The following is a 14,779-nucleotide window of genomic DNA, read 5'->3' as shown; positions in this document are numbered from 1 at the left end:
ACGGCTTATAGCACGGCCCCGGCGGAACGCACGCGCGCAGCCCACCGGCTTCTCAGCGCTTTTCGACGCGGCGCGCCAACGCCTCCGGGTCGTACGGCGGGGCGATCCAGACGACGCCGCGCTCCTTGCGCAGCCAGATCACCTGGCGTCGCGCGTAGCGGCGGTGCGCGACCTGGACGCGCCGGATCGCCTCCTCGAGGTCGAGCTCGCCGCGCAGGTGCGCCGCCGCCTCCGCGTAGCCGATGGGCAGCCGGGCCGGCAGCGCGCCGCCGAAGCGGGCGGCGAGCGCGCGCGCCTCTTCGAGCAGGCCGCCCGCGAACATGGCGCGGACCCGGGCGTCGATGCGCGCGTGCAGCTCCGCGCGCGGGGGATCGAGCGCGAGCAGCGCCGCGTCGTAGCGGTCCTCGCGGAAGGCGTGCGCCTGGTACAGCTCGGAGGGCGTCCGGCCGCCGGCGGCGATCTCCAGCGCGCGCACCACCCGCACGAGGTCGTTCGGGCGGATGCGCGCCGCCGCGGCGGGGTCCACCGCCGCGAGCCGCGCGTGGAGCGCCGGCCGGCCGTCGCGCGCCGCCTCTGCCTCCAGGGCCCGGCGCAGCTCGGGGTCGCGCCCGGGCGCCTCCACCACGCCGTGCAGCAGCGCCCTCACGTAGAGCCCGGTGCCGCCCGCCACGATGGGCACGCGCCCGCGCGCCGCGATGTCCGCGATGGCCGCGTCGGCGAGCGCCGCGAAGCGGGCCGCGTCCATCCCCTCCCCCGGCTCGACGAGGTCGAGCAGGTGGTGCGGGGCGGCGGCGCGCTCCTCGGCGGTGGGCTTGGCGGTGCCGACGTCGAGCCCGCGGTAGACCTGCTGCGAGTCGGCGTTGACGATCTCGCCGCCGAGCCGCTGCGCCAGCGCGACGGCGAGCGCGGTCTTGCCGGACGCGGTCGGTCCGGCGACCAACACCAGCCGCATCAGCGGGCCCCGGCGCCCCGCGCCTCGAACAGCCCCGGCACGAGCGACGCCGCGCGCGCGAGCAGCGGCTCGAGGTCCTCCGGCAGCGGCGCCGCCGCGGAGGCGACCGGCACGCCCGCGGCGCCGAGCAGCCGGACCGTGATCCGCAGCCCGCCCGCCGCGTCGCGCTCCAGGCGCGCCAGCACGCGGCGATCCGCCTCGAGCGCCTCGGCCACCGTGCGCGGGCAGTCCTCGCCCCGGCAGGCGCCGAGCGCCTCGGCGCGCTGGACCACCTCCAGCTCGGGGGCGCCGTCCGGGCAGATCGCGTCGGCCTTCGCCGCCTCGGCGACCGCCGCGCAGAGCCGCTCGGTCACGGCCCCGACGATCGCGGCCGCGACGCCGCGGTCCGCGGAGACCTCCAGCACCACCGGGCGGGCGCCGGCCGGCGCGGGCGCCCGGGCCGGACCCTGGGCGGGCGCGGGCTTCGGAGCGGCGGCCGGCGCGGCGGCGGGGGCCGCCGCGGGCGCGGCGGCGAGGGCGAGCGCGAGCGCGGCGAGGGGCGCGAGCGGCATGGCGGCTACCCCGCGACCCGCGCGGCGAGGTCGGAGAGCGCGATGGGCGTCTCCTCGCGCGTCTGCAGGTCCTTCAGCTTCGCCTGGCCGGTCGCGACCTCGTTCCCGCCGAGCACCACCGCCCAGCGCGCGCCGACCCGCTCCGCCTGCTTGAACTGCGCCTTCATCTTGCCGCCGCGCGGATCGAGCTCGCAGGCGATCCCGGCGCGGCGCAGCGCGGCGGCGAGCCGCAGCGCCTCGAGCGCGCCGGTCGCGTCCGCGCTGACGAAGAACACCGCCGGCCGGCGCTCCGGCGCGGCGCGGCCCACCTTCTCCAGGATCATGGAGAGGCGCTCCTCGCCGAGCGCGAAGCCGATGCCCGGCGTCGGCGGCCCGCCCAGCGTCTCGACCAGCCGGTCGTACCGGCCGCCGCCCGCGACCGCCGACTGGGAGCCGAGCGCGTCGGAGGTGAACTCGTAGGCGGTGCGCACGTAGTAGTCGAGCCCGCGGACCAGCCTCGGCTCGACGCGGTAGGCGACGCCGAGCGCGTCGAGCCCGGCCTTCACCTGGTCGAAGTGCGTCCGGCACGGCTCGCAGAGCCGCTCCAGCAGCCGCGGGGCCTTCTCCAGCACCGGCTGGCAGGACTCGACCTTGCAGTCGAGCACGCGGAGCGGGTTGCGCTCGATGCGGTCCTTGCAGTCGGCGCAGAGCGCGCCCTGGTTCGAGACCAGGTACGCCTTCAGGTCGGCGAGGTAGGCGGGGCGGCACTGCGCGTCGCCCACCGAGTTGAGCTTCAGCTCGGCGGTGACGCCCAGGCGCGCGAAGTAGTCCGCGAGCAGCGCGATCTGCTCCGCGTCGAGGTACGGCTCGGCGACGCCGAACGCCTCGCAGCCGATCTGGTGGAACTGGCGGTAGCGGCCCTTCTGCGGCCGCTCGCGCCGGAACATCGGGCCCATGTAGAACCACTTCTGCGGGCCCTCCACGAACGCGCCGTGCTCGATGAACGCGCGCACCGTGCCGGCGGTGCCCTCGGGGCGCAGCGCGAGCAGCTCCTCGCCCTTGTCCTCGAAGACGTACATCTCCTTGTTGACGATGTCGGTGGCCTCGCCGACGCCCCGGGCGAACAGCGCCGCGTGCTCCACGGCCGGGGTCCGCACCTCGCGGTAGCCGTACAGCGCGAACACGTCGCGCGCGACCGACTCCATCTCGTGCCAGCGGGCGACGTCCGCGGGGAGGACGTCGTTCATGCCCTTCACGCCGTTGATCTTCACGCCGGCGTAGATACCAGAGCCCCGCCCGTGATGCACGGGGGTGTGGGGAGCCCGCCCTCCGCGGCGGGGCTAGGCGCCGCCGAGCGGCTCGCCCACCCGGACCCGCGCCCCGGGCGCGAGCCGCGGGTCGAGCCGGACCTTTCCCGGCTCGAAGAGCAGGATCACCGTGGAGCCCATCTCGAACGCCCCCAGCTCCTGCCCCTTCTCCACCGGGATGGGCGTCGGGTAGTCGTGGCGGCGCGGCGCCGCGCCCGCCAGGTTGGTGAACGGGATGGACGGGTCGTAGTAGGCGCACACCCGGCCCACCACCGTGGCCCCCACCGCCACCACCGCGCAGGCGCCGAGCGGCGTCTCCAGGACGGTCACCAGCCGCTCGTTCAGCGCGAACAGGCCGGGCACCGTCCGGACCGAGGCCGGGTTCACCGGCCAGAGCTTCCCCGGCACGTAGCGCCAGCCGGTCACCCGCCCGCCCAGCGGGAAGTGGATGCGGTGGTAGTCCTTGGGCGAGAGGTACAGCGTCGCGTAGGCGCCGCCCGCCAGCCGCGCGGCGAGCGCGTCGTCGCCCAGCAGCGCGGCGGCCGGGTAGTCGATGCCCTTCGCCTGCACCAGCCGGCCGGCCTCGGCGCGGCCGGTCTCGGACACGACGCCGTCCACCGGTGACACCAGCACCCGCTCGCCGGGCGCGACGGGCCGCAGCCCGGGCCGCAGCGGGCGCGCGAAGAACTCGCCGAACGTCCGGTACACGTCGAGGTCCGGGCACTCCGACAGGTCGATGCCGTAGCGCCGCGCGAACGCCCGCATGGCGGCGAGCCGCACGGGGAGCGGCGCGCGCCAGCGGGTGAGCGCGCCGACGGCGCGCGAGAGGGCGTTCTTGGGCAGGAGCCGCAGGGCGGAGATGAACAGGCGGTCGTTCATGGAGCGCGCGGAGTCTAGCAGCGGCCGGCCGCGGCGGGCCCCGTTTTTCGCGGTGCGGCCGGCCGGCCCCCGGGCCACGCTCTCGCGCCGGAGGTTGCGTCCATGGATCCGATCCGCGCGCCGCGAGGCGACGCCCTCTCCTGCCGAGGCTGGGTGCAGGAGGCGGCGCTCCGCATGCTCATGAACAACCTCGATCCCGACGTGGCCGAGCGGCCCGAGGACCTGGTGGTCTACGGCGGCACCGGGAAGGCCGCCCGCGACTGGGAGAGCTACCGGCGCATCGTCGCGGCCCTGAAGGCGCTCGGCGACGACGAGACGCTGCTCGTGCAGAGCGGCAAGCCGGTGGGCGTGCTCGGCACCCACCCCGACGCGCCGCGCGTGCTCATCGCGAACTCGAACCTGGTCCCGCGCTTCGCCACCTGGGAGCACTTCTGGGACCTCGAGGCGCGCGGGCTCATGATGTACGGGCAGATGACCGCGGGCTCCTGGATCTACATCGGCAGCCAGGGGATCCTGCAGGGCACCTACGAGACGTTCGCGCAGGCCGGCCGCACGCACTTCGGCACCGACGACCTCGCCGGCCGCCTGGTGCTCTCCGGCGGGCTCGGCGGCATGGGCGGCGCGCAGCCGCTCGCGGCCACGCTGCTCGGCGCCGCGTTCCTGGGCGTGGACGTGGACCCGGCCCGCATCGAGAAGCGGCTCGCGACCGGCTACCTCGACGCGCGCGCCGCCGACCTCGACGACGCGCTCGCCCGGCTCGACGAGGCGCGCCGCGCCAGGCGGCCGCTCTCGGTCGGCCTGGTGGGCAACGCCGCCACCGTCTACGCCGAGCTGGCCCGCCGCGGCGTCGCGCCCGACCTCGTCACCGACCAGACCTCCGCCCACGATCCGCTGAACGGCTACGTCCCCGCCGACGCGCCGCTCGCGGACCTCCCCGCGCTCCGCGCGCGAGACCCCGAGGGCGTGGTGCGGCGCGCGAAGGAGTCCATGGCCCGGCAGGTCGAGGCGATGCTGGCCATGCGGCGCATGGGCAGCCACGTGTTCGACTACGGCAACAACCTGCGCGCCGGTGCGCGCGAGGCGGGCCTCGCGGACGCGTTCGCGTACCCCGGCTTCGTCCCGGCCTACATCCGGCCCATGTTCTGCGAGGGCAAGGGGCCGTTCCGCTGGGTGGCGCTGTCCGGCGACCCGGCCGACATCGCGCGCACCGACCGCGCCGTCGCGGAGCTGTTCCCGGAGAACGCCGGCCTGCGCCGCTGGCTCGACCTCGCCGCCCGCAAGGTCAGGTTCCAGGGGCTGCCGGCGCGCATCTGCTGGCTGGGCTACGGCGAGCGCGACCGCGCCGGGCTGGCGTTCAACGAGCTGGTGCGGCGCGGCGAGGTGAAGGCGCCCATCGTCATCGGCCGCGATCACCTCGACTGCGGCTCGGTGGCCTCCCCCAACCGCGAGACCGAGGCGATGAAGGACGGGTCCGACGCGGTGGCCGACTGGCCCATCCTGAACGCGCTGGTGAACGCGGTGAACGGGGCGTCGTGGGTCAGCTTCCACCACGGCGGCGGCGTCGGGATCGGCTGGAGCCTCCACGCCGGGCAGGTGATCGTGGCGGACGGGACCGATGCGGCGGCGCGCCGCATCGCCCGGGTGCTGCGCAGCGACCCGGCCATGGGCGTGCTCCGTCACGCGGACGCGGGCTATCCGGAGGCCGAGCGCGTCGCGCGGGAACGGGGTATCAAGCTGCCGTGAGCCGCCCCGCCGCCACCCTGGTCCTCCGCAACGCCGTGGTCGCCACCTGCGACCGCGGCCCCTCCGACGCCGGCCTGCTCCCCGGGGCCGCGGTGGCCGTGGAGGGCCGCCGCGTCGCCTGGGTCGGCCGCGAGCGCGACGTCGAGGCCGAGGTGAACCTGGCCGGCGCGCAGGTGATCGACGCCCGCGGCGGCCTCGTCACCCCGGGGCTGGTGGACTCGCACACGCACCTCGTCTTCGCGGGCGAGCGCGCCGGCGAGTTCGCGCTCCGCTGCGCCGGGCGGACGTACCTCCAGGTGGCGCTCTCCGGCGGCGGCATCGCGGTCACCACCCGCGAGACCCGCGCCGCGCCGGACGAGCAGCTGCTCGCGGCCGCCGCGGCGCGCGCCCGCCGCCTGATCGCCCAGGGCGTCACCACCCTCGAGGTGAAGAGCGGCTACGGCCTGGACGCGCCCGAGGAGCTGCGGCTGCTGCGCATCGTCCACCAGCTCGGGCGCGCGCTCGGCGGGGACGCGACCATCCTGCCCACGCTCCTGTTCCACGCGGTGCCGCCCGAGCAGGTGGGCGACCGGGCCGGGTTCGTGCGCGACGCGTGCGCGTCGCTCATCCCGCAGGTGGCCCGCGAGCGGCTGGCGCAGTTCTGCGACGTGTTCGTGGAGGACGGGGCCTTCGCGCCCGACGAGGCCCGGCTGCTGCTCCAGGCCGCGAAGGACCGCGGGCTCGTGCCGCGCGTCCACGCGGAGCAGCTCACCGCGGGCGGCGGGGCGCGGCTCGCCGCCGAGCTCGGCTGCTCCAGCGCGGATCACCTCGAGGAGCTGGACGACGCCGGGATCGCCGCGCTCGCCCAGGCGCGCGTGGTGGCCGGGCTGCTGCCCCTCTCGACGCTGTTCCTCGGGTCGGAGCGGTACGCGCCGGCGCGGCGGCTGCTCGAGGCGGGCGTGCCGGTCTCGCTCGCCACCAACATGAACCCGGGCAGCGCCATGAGCGAGAACGTCGGGCTCACGCTCTCGCTCGCCTGCCTGAAGCTGCGGCTGACGCCCGCCGAGGCGCTCGTCGCGTTCACCGCGGGCGGCGCGCGGGCGCTGCGGCAGCCGGACCTGGGCCGCGTCGCGCGCGGCGCCGACGCGGACCTGGTGCTGTGGGGCTGCGGCTCGCCCGAGCACCTGGCCTGGCACATGGCCGTCAACCACGCGCTGGTGGTGGTGAAGCACGGGCGGGTGGTGCACGAGGCGCCGCCCGCGGCGATGGTGGACTGCCGCTGAGGGCGCGCCGTGCGGGTCGGGCTCCTCTCGGACACCCACGGCCTGCTCGACCCCGCGCTGCCCGGGCTGTTCCGCGGCTGCGCCCTGCTGGTCCACGCCGGCGACGTGGTCCGCCCGGAGATCCTGGACGCGCTGGCCGAGGTCGCGCCGGTCGCCGCGGTCCGCGGGAACAACGACCGGGATCCCGCGTTCGACGCGCTGCCGGAGACCGCCCGGCTCGCGCTCGGCGCGCTCCGGGCGCTGGTGGTCCACGACCTCGGCCCGCGCGACCGGCCCCGCCCGCCGGCGCGCCCGCTGCTCGCGCGCGATCCGCCCGAGATGGTGATCCACGGCCACTCCCACCGCCCCGGCGCGGCGCGCCTCGGCCCCACGCTCTACGTGAACCCCGGGAGCGCCGGCCCGCGCCGCTTCCGCCTGCCGCGCACCGCCGCGATCCTCACCGTGCGCGGGCGGCACGCGCAGGTGGCGTTCTACGAGCTGGGCGCCGGCGCCCCGCGGCCGTTCGGGCCCCCCGTGGACGCGCGGCTCTGAGGGGCGGCGCCCGCCCGCCCGCCGCCGCGGGTGCGCCCCCGCCCGGATTGGATCGGCGGCCGGCGCCCTGCTAGATTCCCTGCGTCCGCGATGTGCCGCCTCTTCGGTCAGCACGCCCACCCCGGCCGCGACGCCTGCGAGCCGCTCTGCAGCGCAGAGAACGCCCTCCGGTTCCAGTCCCACCGGCACCCGCACGGCTGGGGCATCGGGTGGTACGTGGAGGGCTCACCCCTCGTGCGCCGGGGCATCCTCCCCGCCCACGCCGACGCCGCCTTCGTCGAGGCGGGGCGCGAGATCCGCTCGGCGCTGGTGGTCGCGCACGTGCGCGAGGCGAGCGTCGGGCCGGTGCTCCGCGAGAACACGCACCCGTTCGTCCACGACCGCTGGATCTTCGCCCACAACGGGACCGTGGCCCGCTTCAAGGACGACCCGGAGGTGCGCGAGCGGCTCCTCGCGGAGATCGACCCCGACCTGCGCGGGCGCATCCGCGGCGACACCGACAGCGAGCGCTGCTTCCACCTGTTCCTCACCCGGCTGCGCGCGCGCGGCGGGCTCGAGGCCCCGGGCGTCGAGGCGGTGCGCGCGGCGCTCGCAGCGACCACCGACACCGTGCTGCGCATCGCGGACGCGGTCCCGTCGCCGAAGCCGAGCTCGCTCACCTTCCTCGTGTCCGACGGCCGGCTGCTCGCCGCCTGCCGCCGCGGTCGCACGCTCCACGCCGCGAGCGACGCCGGGCCGCGCCACGCGTTCGTGGTGGCGAGCGAGCGGATCGGCCGCGCCCCTTGGCGCGAGGTGCCCGAGGGCGGCTTCGTCGCCACCGAGGACGGGATCCGCGTGGTTGACGCGCCGCTGCACGCCGCCTGAGCCCCTCCGCGCGGGGACCACCCCGGCGCGTTCCGTGCCGCCAGCGTAGCAGGCCCGGCGGCGCGACCCGCCTGCGCGAACCCCGAGGTGAGGCCGCCGAGGGTGATGGCTCCCGGTACGCTCGTGGCGAGGTTGCGATCGCTTCGACGCTGCGCGGAGGGGCCATGCGTTCGACGATCTTCGCGGTGGTGTCCGCAGCGGCGGCCCTCGCCCCGGCGCGTATCGCGGGGCAGACCGTTCCGGGCCGCTGGGACGAGATCCACGGGGGGCTGCTCGGCGCCCCGGTGTCCACGTGCGTGGAGTGCCACGAGGAGGCGGCGCGCATGCACGACGCCCACCCGGTGGACGTCCTCTACAGCCCCGACGCGTCGGGCATGCTCCGCCCCCGCGCCGAGGTCGAGCGGCGCGGCGTGGCCCTGCCGGACGGCAAGGTCCACTGCTGGAGCTGCCACTCGGCCACCTCGCGGTGGCGCTTCCACCTGCTCCTGCCGCAGGGGGCGACCGCGCGCGGGCGCGTGATCCCGGGCGTGGAGAGCACCTACGAGGAACGGCAGGGCGAGGTGCTCCGCGACGGCGCGGACGTGAGCCCGAAGCCGCTCTGCCTCGCCTGCCACGCGTTCGACTAGCGGGGGCCGGCGCCGCGGGAGCGGCGGCGGGGCGCCGCGGCGCGGGCCGCGGGACGCGGCGCGCGCGCGGCCGGGGCCGCCAGCGCCCGCGCCAGCGCCGCGTGGCGCGCGCCCACGCCGTCCAGCTCCAGGTGGCGGACGTCCGGCCGCGTGGCGTCGTGCGAGAGGCGCAGGGTGAGCCGCTCCGCCGGGAGCGCCCCCGGGATCCGGTCGGCCCACTCCACCAGCAGCGCGCCCTCCCCGCCCACCAGGTCGCCGAAGCCGGTCCCGTACAGCTCGTCCTCGTCGGCGATCCGGTACAGGTCGGCGTGGTGCACCGGGATGCGCCCGCCGTAGGTGGCGACGATGGCGAAGGTGGGGCTGGAGACCTCGCCGGGCGGGACCTCCGCGCCCTCGCAGGCGCCGCGGACGAGCTGCGTCTTGCCGGCCCCGAGGTCGCCCTCCAGCGCCACCACGTCGCCGGGCCGGAGCAGCGCGCCGAGCCTCGCGCCGAGCCGCCGCGTGGCCGCCGCCGACCGGGTGGTCCGCCGCGCGGTGAAGCGCTCCCCGCTCATCTCCGCCATTCCGCCCACACCTCCCCGATGGCCGCCCCCAGGTCGCCGGCGAGCAGCCCGCGCTGCCCGAGCCGCCGCGCGGCCAGGTCGCCCGCCCGCCCGTGGATCCACGCGCCCGCCCGCCCCGCGGCCGCGGGCGCGAGCCCGCCCGCGAGCAGCGCCCCGCACAGCCCGGCCAGCACGTCGCCGGTGCCGCCGGTGGCGAGACCCGGGTTGCCGGTCGGGATCACCGCCGGCGGGCCCGACGGACCGGCCACCACCGTGCGCGCGCCCTTCAGCGCCACCGTCGCGCCCCAGGCCCGCGCCTGGCGCGCCGCGAGCCCGAGGCGGTCGCCCTGCACCTCGGCGGTGGAGACCCCGCACAGCCGGGCCATCTCGCCGGGGTGCGGGGTGAGCAGCAGCGGCGCGCCCGTCGCGGCGAGCCGCTCCGCCTGGCCCGCGAGCGCGTTGAGTGCGTCGGCGTCGAGCACCGCCGGGACGCCCGCGCGCGCGAGCAGCTCGAGCAGGAGCGCGCCGGTGCCGTCGCCGCGCGGTATCCCCGGCCCGATCACCAGCGCGTCCGCGGCCGAGGCCGCCTCCAGCAGCGGACGCAGGTCGGCCTTGCCGAGCGGCCCGGCGCCCGGCAAGGCGGTGCTCATCGCCTCCGGCCGCCCCGCCAGCGCCATGGGCAGGACCTCCGCCCTCGCTGCCAGCGTCACCAGGCCGGCGCCGCCGCGCAGCGCGCCGGTGAGCGCGAGGTGCGCCGCGCCGGTCTTCCCGGGCGAGCCGGCGATCACGAGCACCCGCCCCGCGTCGCCCTTGTGCGCCTCCGGGTCGCGCGGCGGCACCAGCGCGCGGGCCTCCTCCTCGAGGAGCATCTCGGCCTCGGCGGGAACCTGCGCCGCCGCCTCCGGCGGGATGCCGATGTCGGCCACCGTCACCTCCCCGGCGTAGGCCGGGCCCGGGTGGAGCACCAGGCCGCGCTTCTGGAACGCGAAGGTGACGGTGCGGTCGGCGCGGACGCAGGCCTCGCCCAGCGGCCGGCCGGTGTCGGCGGACAGTCCCGAGGGGACGTCCACGGCCAGCACCCGCGCGCCGGCGCGCCGCGCGTCCTCGATCCGCGCGATGGCTTCCGCGAACGCGCCCTCGGGGGCGCGCGACAGGCCGGTCCCGAAGATCGCGTCCACCACCACGTCGCCCGGGCCCGCCTCGAGCGGCGCGTCGCCGGGCTCGGCCCCCACCCCGGCCGCCTCGGCGCGCGCGCGCTCGGCCCGCGCGTCCGGACCGAGCCGCGCCGCGTCCACGAGCGACACGACCCGCACCGCCCGCCCGGCGCCGACCAGCAGCCGCGCCACCACCCAGCCGTCCCCGCCGTTGTTGCCGCCGCCGCAGACCACCGCGAACCGGCCGCCCGGCCCGGCCAGCGCGCGCGCCGCGTCGGCCGCGGCCCGCCCCGCGCGCTCCATCAGGTCGAGCGACGGGATCCCCAGGCCGTCGATGGCGGCCCGGTCGATCGCGCGCATCTCCGCGGCGCCCACCAGCCTCATGGCCCGGCCCCCTCCAGGATCACCGCCGCGACCGCCACGCCGCCGTCGTGCGTGAGCGTGAGGTGCACGCGCGCGACCCCCATGCGCCGTGCCGCGTCCGCCGCGACGCCGTCCAGCGCCAGCGACGGCGCGCCCGTCCCGCGCTCGACCACCAGGTCCAGCCAGCGCACGCCCTCCGGCGTGCCGAGCGCCTTCACGGCCGCCTCCTTGGCCGCGAAGCGCGCCGCGTAGCGGGTGGCGCGGTCCTGCCGCGCGTCGCAGTAGGCGCGCTCGGCCGGCGCGAACACCCGCGCCAGGAACCGCTCCGCGCGCGCGGGCGGGCCGGCCAGGATCCGCTGGATCCGGGCCACCTCCACCACGTCCAGGCCGAGCCCCAGGATCACGCCCGCTCCTCCCTCGCCGGGCGGCGCCCCGCGCTACGGGCGCGCCTCGCGCAGCAGCTCGCGCATCTCGCGCACCGCGCGCTCGAACCCCACCAGCACCGCCCGCGCCACGATCGAGTGGCCGATGTTCAGCTCCTCGATCTCCGGGATGGCGGCCACCGGCAGCACGTTCTGGTAGTTCAACCCGTGGCCCGCCGCCACCCGCAGCCCGAGCTTCGCGGCCGCCTTGCAGGCGTCGATCACGCGCGACAGCTCGCGCCGCCGGTCGGAGGCGAGCCGGGCGTCGCAGTAGCGGCCGGTGTGCAGCTCCACCACCTCCGCCTCGGCGCGGTGGGCCGCCTTCACCTGGTCGAGGTCCGGGTCGATGAAGAGCGACACCTCGATCTCGGCGTCGCGGAGCGTCTTCACGACCTTGCGCACGTGCTCGCGGCCGCCCACCACGTCGAGGCCGCCCTCGGTGGTGAGCTCCTCGCGCCGCTCCGGCACCAGGGTGGCGATGTCCGGCTTCACCCCGTAGGCGATCTTCACCATGTCCTGCGTGGCGGCCATCTCGAGGTTGAGCCGGCTCGAGACGGTCTTCCGCAGCACCTGGAGATCGCGCTCCTGGATGTGCCGGCGGTCCTCGCGCAGGTGGATGGTGATCTGGTCGGCGCCGCCCATCTCGGCGAGCACCGCCGCGGCGACCGGGTCCGGGTACTGGGTGCGGCGCGACTGGCGCAGCGTCGCGACGTGATCGACGTTGACTCCGAGGCGTGCGGGCATGGCGGCCGGAGTCTACCCCGGAACCCGGCCCGCCGCCGGACGTTCGTGGGCCGCCCCGGCGACGGGTGCGCCTGGCGGTCTCGGCCTCAGCCGATGGCCTGGCGCAGCTCGGCGGCGATGCCGTCGGCGAGCGCGCGGGCGCGCTTCGCGTCGGGCCCCTCCACCAGCACCCGCACCTTGTTCTCGGTGCCGGAGGGCCGGACCAGCACCCGCCCCTCGGCCCCGAGCGCCTTCTCCGCCGCGGCGATGGCCTTCGCCACCCCGGGCAGCTCGGCGACGGGCCGCTTCTCGCGCACCTCCACGTTGACGAGCGCCTGCGGGAACGGCTCGAAGCAGCGGGCCAGCTCGGAGAGCGGCTTGCCCTCGCGCACCATCACCGCGAGCACGTTCAGGCCGGCCGCGACGCCGTCGCCGGTGGTGACGTGGTCGAGGAACACGAGGTGCCCGGACTGCTCCCCGCCGAACGAGTAGCCGCTCCGGCGCATCTCCTCCACCACGTAGCGGTCGCCCACCGCGGTCCGCACCACCTTGCCGCCGAGCGGCGCGAGCGCCCGCTCCAGGCCCAGGTTGGACATGACCGTGGCCACCACCGTCCGCTTCGCGAGCGCCTTGCGGGCGAGCAGGTCGCGCCCCACCAGCGCCATGATCGCGTCGCCGTCCACCACGTTGCCGTGCTCGTCGGCCAGGATCACGCGGTCGGCGTCGCCGTCGAGCGCCAGCCCGAGGTTCGCGCCGTGGCGCTTCACCGCCCTCGCCATCGACTCCGGGTGCACCGCGCCGCAGGCGTCGTTGATGTTCTTGCCGTCCGGCTTCACGTTGAGCGGGATGACCTTCGCGCCCAGCTCCTCGAACACCGCCGGCGCGACGTGGTACGCGGCGCCGTGGGCGCAGTCCACCACCACCGTCAGCCCGTCCAGCGTCAGCTCCTTCGGGAAGATGGTCTTCAGGAACTGCGCGTAGCGGCCGATGGCGTCGTCGATGCGCTTCGCCTTGCCGATCCGCGTGGCGGTTGGCCGGAGCGCGCGGAACTCCTCGGCGCCGGCGTCGTCCTCGCCCGCGTCCAGCACCAGGCGCTCGATCTGCAGCTCCAGCTCGTCGGGCAGCTTGAAGCCGTCCCGCGAGAAGAACTTGATGCCGTTGTCCTGGTACGGGTTGTGGCTGGCGCTGATCACCACGCCGGCGTCGGCGCGCATCGAGTGGGTCACGAACGCGATGCCGGGCGTGGGCAGCGGGCCGCACAGCATCACGTCCACGCCCATCGAGCAGATGCCCGACGCGATGGCCTGCTCGAGCATGTAGCCGGAGAGCCGGGTGTCCTTGCCGATCACGATCCGGTGCCGGTGCGGCCCGCTCCGCACGATGTAGGCGAGCGCGCGGCCGAGCTGGAGCGCCATCTCGGCGGTCATGGGGTGCACGTTCGCGACCCCGCGCACCCCGTCGGTGCCGAACAGGCGCCGCGCCACCGGCGCGGGCCGGGCGGCGGGCGGCGCGTGGACGCCGTTGCGGGCGCCGGCGCTGCGGGGCGCTCGGCGCGGGGCGCCGTCGGCGGTGGGGCGGGTGCGGGTCGCGGGGGTGGTCATCGCGTCAACCTATGGGTGGGTGGGAGCGCCTTCAACCGGCGCGCGGTGGAGCTCGACGGAGCCTTGCGCAGGGTGGATCGCGTCCACGCGGAGCCCGCGCGGAAGGTGGAGCGCCTCGGAGCGGAGGTACCAGGTGGCCACCCCGGGCCCGGTGCGGGAGAGCTCGGCGCGGAGCTCGAGCGCGCCCGGATCGAGGGTGCGCAGGCGGGCCCACGGGCCGGAGATGGCCACGCTCACCTCGGACGGGAGCGCCGGCTCCGTGGCGAGGCCCTTCGGCAGCGTGGCCACGACCGGGACCGCGTAGGTCGCGGTCACCCGCCGCTCCCCCCGGACCACCAGGAACAGCGCGACCGCCGCGGCCACCGCGAGCAGCGCGAGCGCGAGGTCAGATCGCCGCACGGGGCGCTCCCTGCCCGGCGGGGTGAGCGCCGCCCGCCTGCGCGGGGTGCCCGGCGGCGCCGCCGGTGCCGCGGCCCTTGGTGACGAACAGTGAATAGAGCAGCGTCCGCAGCGCCTTCTCGTCGAGCGCGCGGTGCAGCGCGCCCTCGAGCGCGACCGAGACCTCGCCGCGCTCCTCGGAGACCACCACCACCGCGGCGTCCACCTCCTCGGCGAGGCCCAGCGCCGCGCGGTGGCGCGTGCCCAGCTCCTGGGGCGCCTCGGCGGCGGAGAGCGGCAGCAGGCAGCCGGCGGCGGCCAGGCGGGCGCCCTGGATCACCACGGCGCCGTCGTGGATCGGCCCGGCCGGCAGGAAGATCGACAGGAGCAGCTCGGAGGTGACCGCCGCGTCCACGCGCAGGCCGGAGTCGATGACGTCGGAGAGGTCGGCCGAGCGCTCGAGCACGATGAGCGCGCCGTGCCGGCGCCGGGCCAGCTCCCCCGCGGCCTTCACCACCGCGTCCACCGCGCCGCGCTGGGTGGCGAGGTCGTCGCGCGAGAGCGCGGCGAGCAGGCGCGACGAGCGGCCCAGCTCGGCCAGCGCGCGGCGGATGTCCGACTGGAACAGGACGATCACGCCGAAGATGAAGGAGTAGCTGAGGAAGTGGCCGAGCACCCAGCTCAGCGTCTCCAGCCCGGCGGCCTGCGCGCCGAGGTAGCCGACGCCGAGCAGGAACAGCCCGAACAGCACCGCCACCGCGCGCGTGCCCCGGATGACGCGGAGGACGCGGTAGACGAGGTACGCGACGAGGCCGATGTCCACCAGCGCGAGCGCGAGGTCGCCGAGGGTGACGTCCGGGCCGATGAGGTAGACGAGGATGCGCTGCAACGGGCTCTCCGGC

At 77.0% G+C, this 14,779-nt stretch carries 16 protein-coding genes; 5 read left to right on the top strand and 11 right to left on the bottom strand.

Annotated features, from left to right (window positions below; all coding sequences use genetic code 11):
* Positions 1–52: 52 nt before the first annotated feature.
* From miaA to asd, 4 genes are all read right to left on the bottom strand, one after another.
* Positions 53–952, bottom strand: coding sequence for a tRNA (adenosine(37)-N6)-dimethylallyltransferase MiaA (gene miaA / locus ADEH_RS07810; protein ID WP_011420568.1), 900 nt, complete (start codon positions 950–952; stop codon positions 53–55).
* Positions 952–1,503, bottom strand: coding sequence for a hypothetical protein (locus ADEH_RS07805; protein WP_011420567.1), 552 nt, complete (start codon positions 1,501–1,503; stop codon positions 952–954). The genes miaA and ADEH_RS07805 overlap by 1 nt, the downstream gene beginning before the upstream one ends.
* Before the next feature lie 5 nt (positions 1,504–1,508).
* A complete protein-coding gene (gene hisS / locus ADEH_RS07800; RefSeq protein ID WP_041453408.1) occupies positions 1,509–2,753 on the bottom strand; it encodes a histidine--tRNA ligase in 1,245 nt (414 codons plus the stop codon).
* Between the two features lie 69 nt (positions 2,754–2,822).
* Positions 2,823–3,668: an archaetidylserine decarboxylase gene (gene asd / locus ADEH_RS07795; protein WP_041453407.1), complete on the bottom strand. Its 846-nt coding sequence runs from the start codon at positions 3,666–3,668 to the stop codon at positions 2,823–2,825.
* 102 nt (positions 3,669–3,770) lie between these two features.
* On the opposite strand from asd, the gene hutU reads away from it, so the two are divergent.
* The 5 genes from hutU (at position 3,771) to ADEH_RS07770 (ending at position 8,694) form a co-directional block, all read left to right on the top strand.
* The gene (gene hutU, locus ADEH_RS07790; protein WP_011420564.1) at positions 3,771–5,411 is read left to right on the top strand and encodes a urocanate hydratase; all 1,641 of its coding nucleotides are present in this window, start codon (positions 3,771–3,773) and stop codon (positions 5,409–5,411) included.
* A complete protein-coding gene (gene hutI / locus ADEH_RS07785) occupies positions 5,408–6,673 on the top strand; it encodes an imidazolonepropionase (RefSeq protein WP_011420563.1) in 1,266 nt (421 codons plus the stop codon). Before hutU ends, hutI begins: the two co-directional genes overlap by 4 nt.
* A gap of 9 nt (positions 6,674–6,682) precedes the next feature.
* Complete coding sequence (locus ADEH_RS07780) at positions 6,683–7,204, top strand: metallophosphoesterase family protein (RefSeq protein WP_011420562.1); 522 nt, start codon at positions 6,683–6,685, stop codon at positions 7,202–7,204.
* Between the two features lie 90 nt (positions 7,205–7,294).
* Entirely contained in the window at positions 7,295–8,068 is a 774-nt protein-coding gene (locus ADEH_RS07775) for a class II glutamine amidotransferase (RefSeq protein WP_011420561.1), read from the top strand.
* A 164-nt stretch (positions 8,069–8,232) separates the two neighbouring features.
* Positions 8,233–8,694, top strand: a complete 462-nt coding sequence (locus ADEH_RS07770) for a hypothetical protein (protein WP_011420560.1) — start codon at positions 8,233–8,235, stop codon at positions 8,692–8,694.
* On the opposite strand, the gene tsaE is transcribed toward ADEH_RS07770, so the two are convergent.
* From tsaE to cdaA, 7 genes are all read right to left on the bottom strand, one after another.
* A complete protein-coding gene (gene tsaE, locus ADEH_RS07765; protein ID WP_011420559.1) occupies positions 8,691–9,257 on the bottom strand; it encodes a tRNA (adenosine(37)-N6)-threonylcarbamoyltransferase complex ATPase subunit type 1 TsaE in 567 nt (188 codons plus the stop codon). The genes ADEH_RS07770 and tsaE overlap by 4 nt on opposite strands.
* Complete coding sequence (locus tag ADEH_RS07760; RefSeq protein ID WP_011420558.1) at positions 9,245–10,774, bottom strand: bifunctional ADP-dependent NAD(P)H-hydrate dehydratase/NAD(P)H-hydrate epimerase; 1,530 nt, start codon at positions 10,772–10,774, stop codon at positions 9,245–9,247. Before ADEH_RS07760 ends, tsaE begins: the two co-directional genes overlap by 13 nt.
* A complete protein-coding gene (locus tag ADEH_RS07755; protein WP_011420557.1) occupies positions 10,771–11,157 on the bottom strand; it encodes a holo-ACP synthase in 387 nt (128 codons plus the stop codon). The genes ADEH_RS07760 and ADEH_RS07755 overlap by 4 nt, the downstream gene beginning before the upstream one ends.
* Before the next feature lie 33 nt (positions 11,158–11,190).
* Positions 11,191–11,919 carry a pyridoxine 5'-phosphate synthase gene (locus tag ADEH_RS07750; RefSeq protein ID WP_011420556.1) on the bottom strand — a complete coding sequence of 243 codons (729 nt, stop codon included), beginning with the start codon at positions 11,917–11,919 and terminating at the stop codon, positions 11,191–11,193.
* An 86-nt stretch (positions 11,920–12,005) separates the two neighbouring features.
* Positions 12,006–13,499 carry a phosphoglucosamine mutase gene (glmM, locus tag ADEH_RS07745; protein WP_232287450.1) on the bottom strand — a complete coding sequence of 498 codons (1,494 nt, stop codon included), beginning with the start codon at positions 13,497–13,499 and terminating at the stop codon, positions 12,006–12,008.
* Positions 13,500–13,508: 9 nt separating this feature from the next.
* Positions 13,509–13,898 carry a hypothetical protein gene (locus tag ADEH_RS07740; RefSeq protein ID WP_011420554.1) on the bottom strand — a complete coding sequence of 130 codons (390 nt, stop codon included), beginning with the start codon at positions 13,896–13,898 and terminating at the stop codon, positions 13,509–13,511.
* On the bottom strand, positions 13,885–14,766 hold the full coding sequence (cdaA, locus tag ADEH_RS07735) for a diadenylate cyclase CdaA (protein ID WP_011420553.1): 882 nt from the start codon (positions 14,764–14,766) through the stop codon (positions 13,885–13,887). The genes ADEH_RS07740 and cdaA overlap by 14 nt, the downstream gene beginning before the upstream one ends.
* Positions 14,767–14,779 lie beyond the last annotated feature (13 nt).

This window comes from Anaeromyxobacter dehalogenans 2CP-C, assembly GCF_000013385.1.
Classification (GTDB): Bacteria; Myxococcota; Myxococcia; order Myxococcales; family Anaeromyxobacteraceae; genus Anaeromyxobacter; species Anaeromyxobacter dehalogenans_B.
This window is presented reverse-complemented; position numbering and strand designations above follow the sequence as displayed.

Excerpts from the sequence above, each read along its gene's own strand:
- miaA (WP_011420568.1), bottom strand. The coding sequence starts at position 952 with ATGCGGCTGGTGTTGGTCGCCGGACCGACCGCGTCCGGCAAGACCGCG.
- ADEH_RS07805 (WP_011420567.1), bottom strand. The coding sequence starts at position 1,503 with ATGCCGCTCGCGCCCCTCGCCGCGCTCGCGCTCGCCCTCGCCGCCGCG.
- asd (WP_041453407.1), bottom strand. The coding sequence starts at position 3,668 with ATGAACGACCGCCTGTTCATCTCCGCCCTGCGGCTCCTGCCCAAGAAC.
- hutU (WP_011420564.1), top strand. The coding sequence starts at position 3,771 with ATGGATCCGATCCGCGCGCCGCGAGGCGACGCCCTCTCCTGCCGAGGC.
- ADEH_RS07775 (WP_011420561.1), top strand. The coding sequence starts at position 7,295 with ATGTGCCGCCTCTTCGGTCAGCACGCCCACCCCGGCCGCGACGCCTGC.
- ADEH_RS07770 (WP_011420560.1), top strand. The coding sequence starts at position 8,233 with ATGCGTTCGACGATCTTCGCGGTGGTGTCCGCAGCGGCGGCCCTCGCC.
- tsaE (WP_011420559.1), bottom strand. The coding sequence starts at position 9,257 with ATGGCGGAGATGAGCGGGGAGCGCTTCACCGCGCGGCGGACCACCCGG.
- ADEH_RS07760 (WP_011420558.1), bottom strand. The coding sequence starts at position 10,774 with ATGAGGCTGGTGGGCGCCGCGGAGATGCGCGCGATCGACCGGGCCGCC.
- ADEH_RS07750 (WP_011420556.1), bottom strand. The coding sequence starts at position 11,919 with ATGCCCGCACGCCTCGGAGTCAACGTCGATCACGTCGCGACGCTGCGC.
- glmM (WP_232287450.1), bottom strand. The coding sequence starts at position 13,499 with ATGACCACCCCCGCGACCCGCACCCGCCCCACCGCCGACGGCGCCCCG.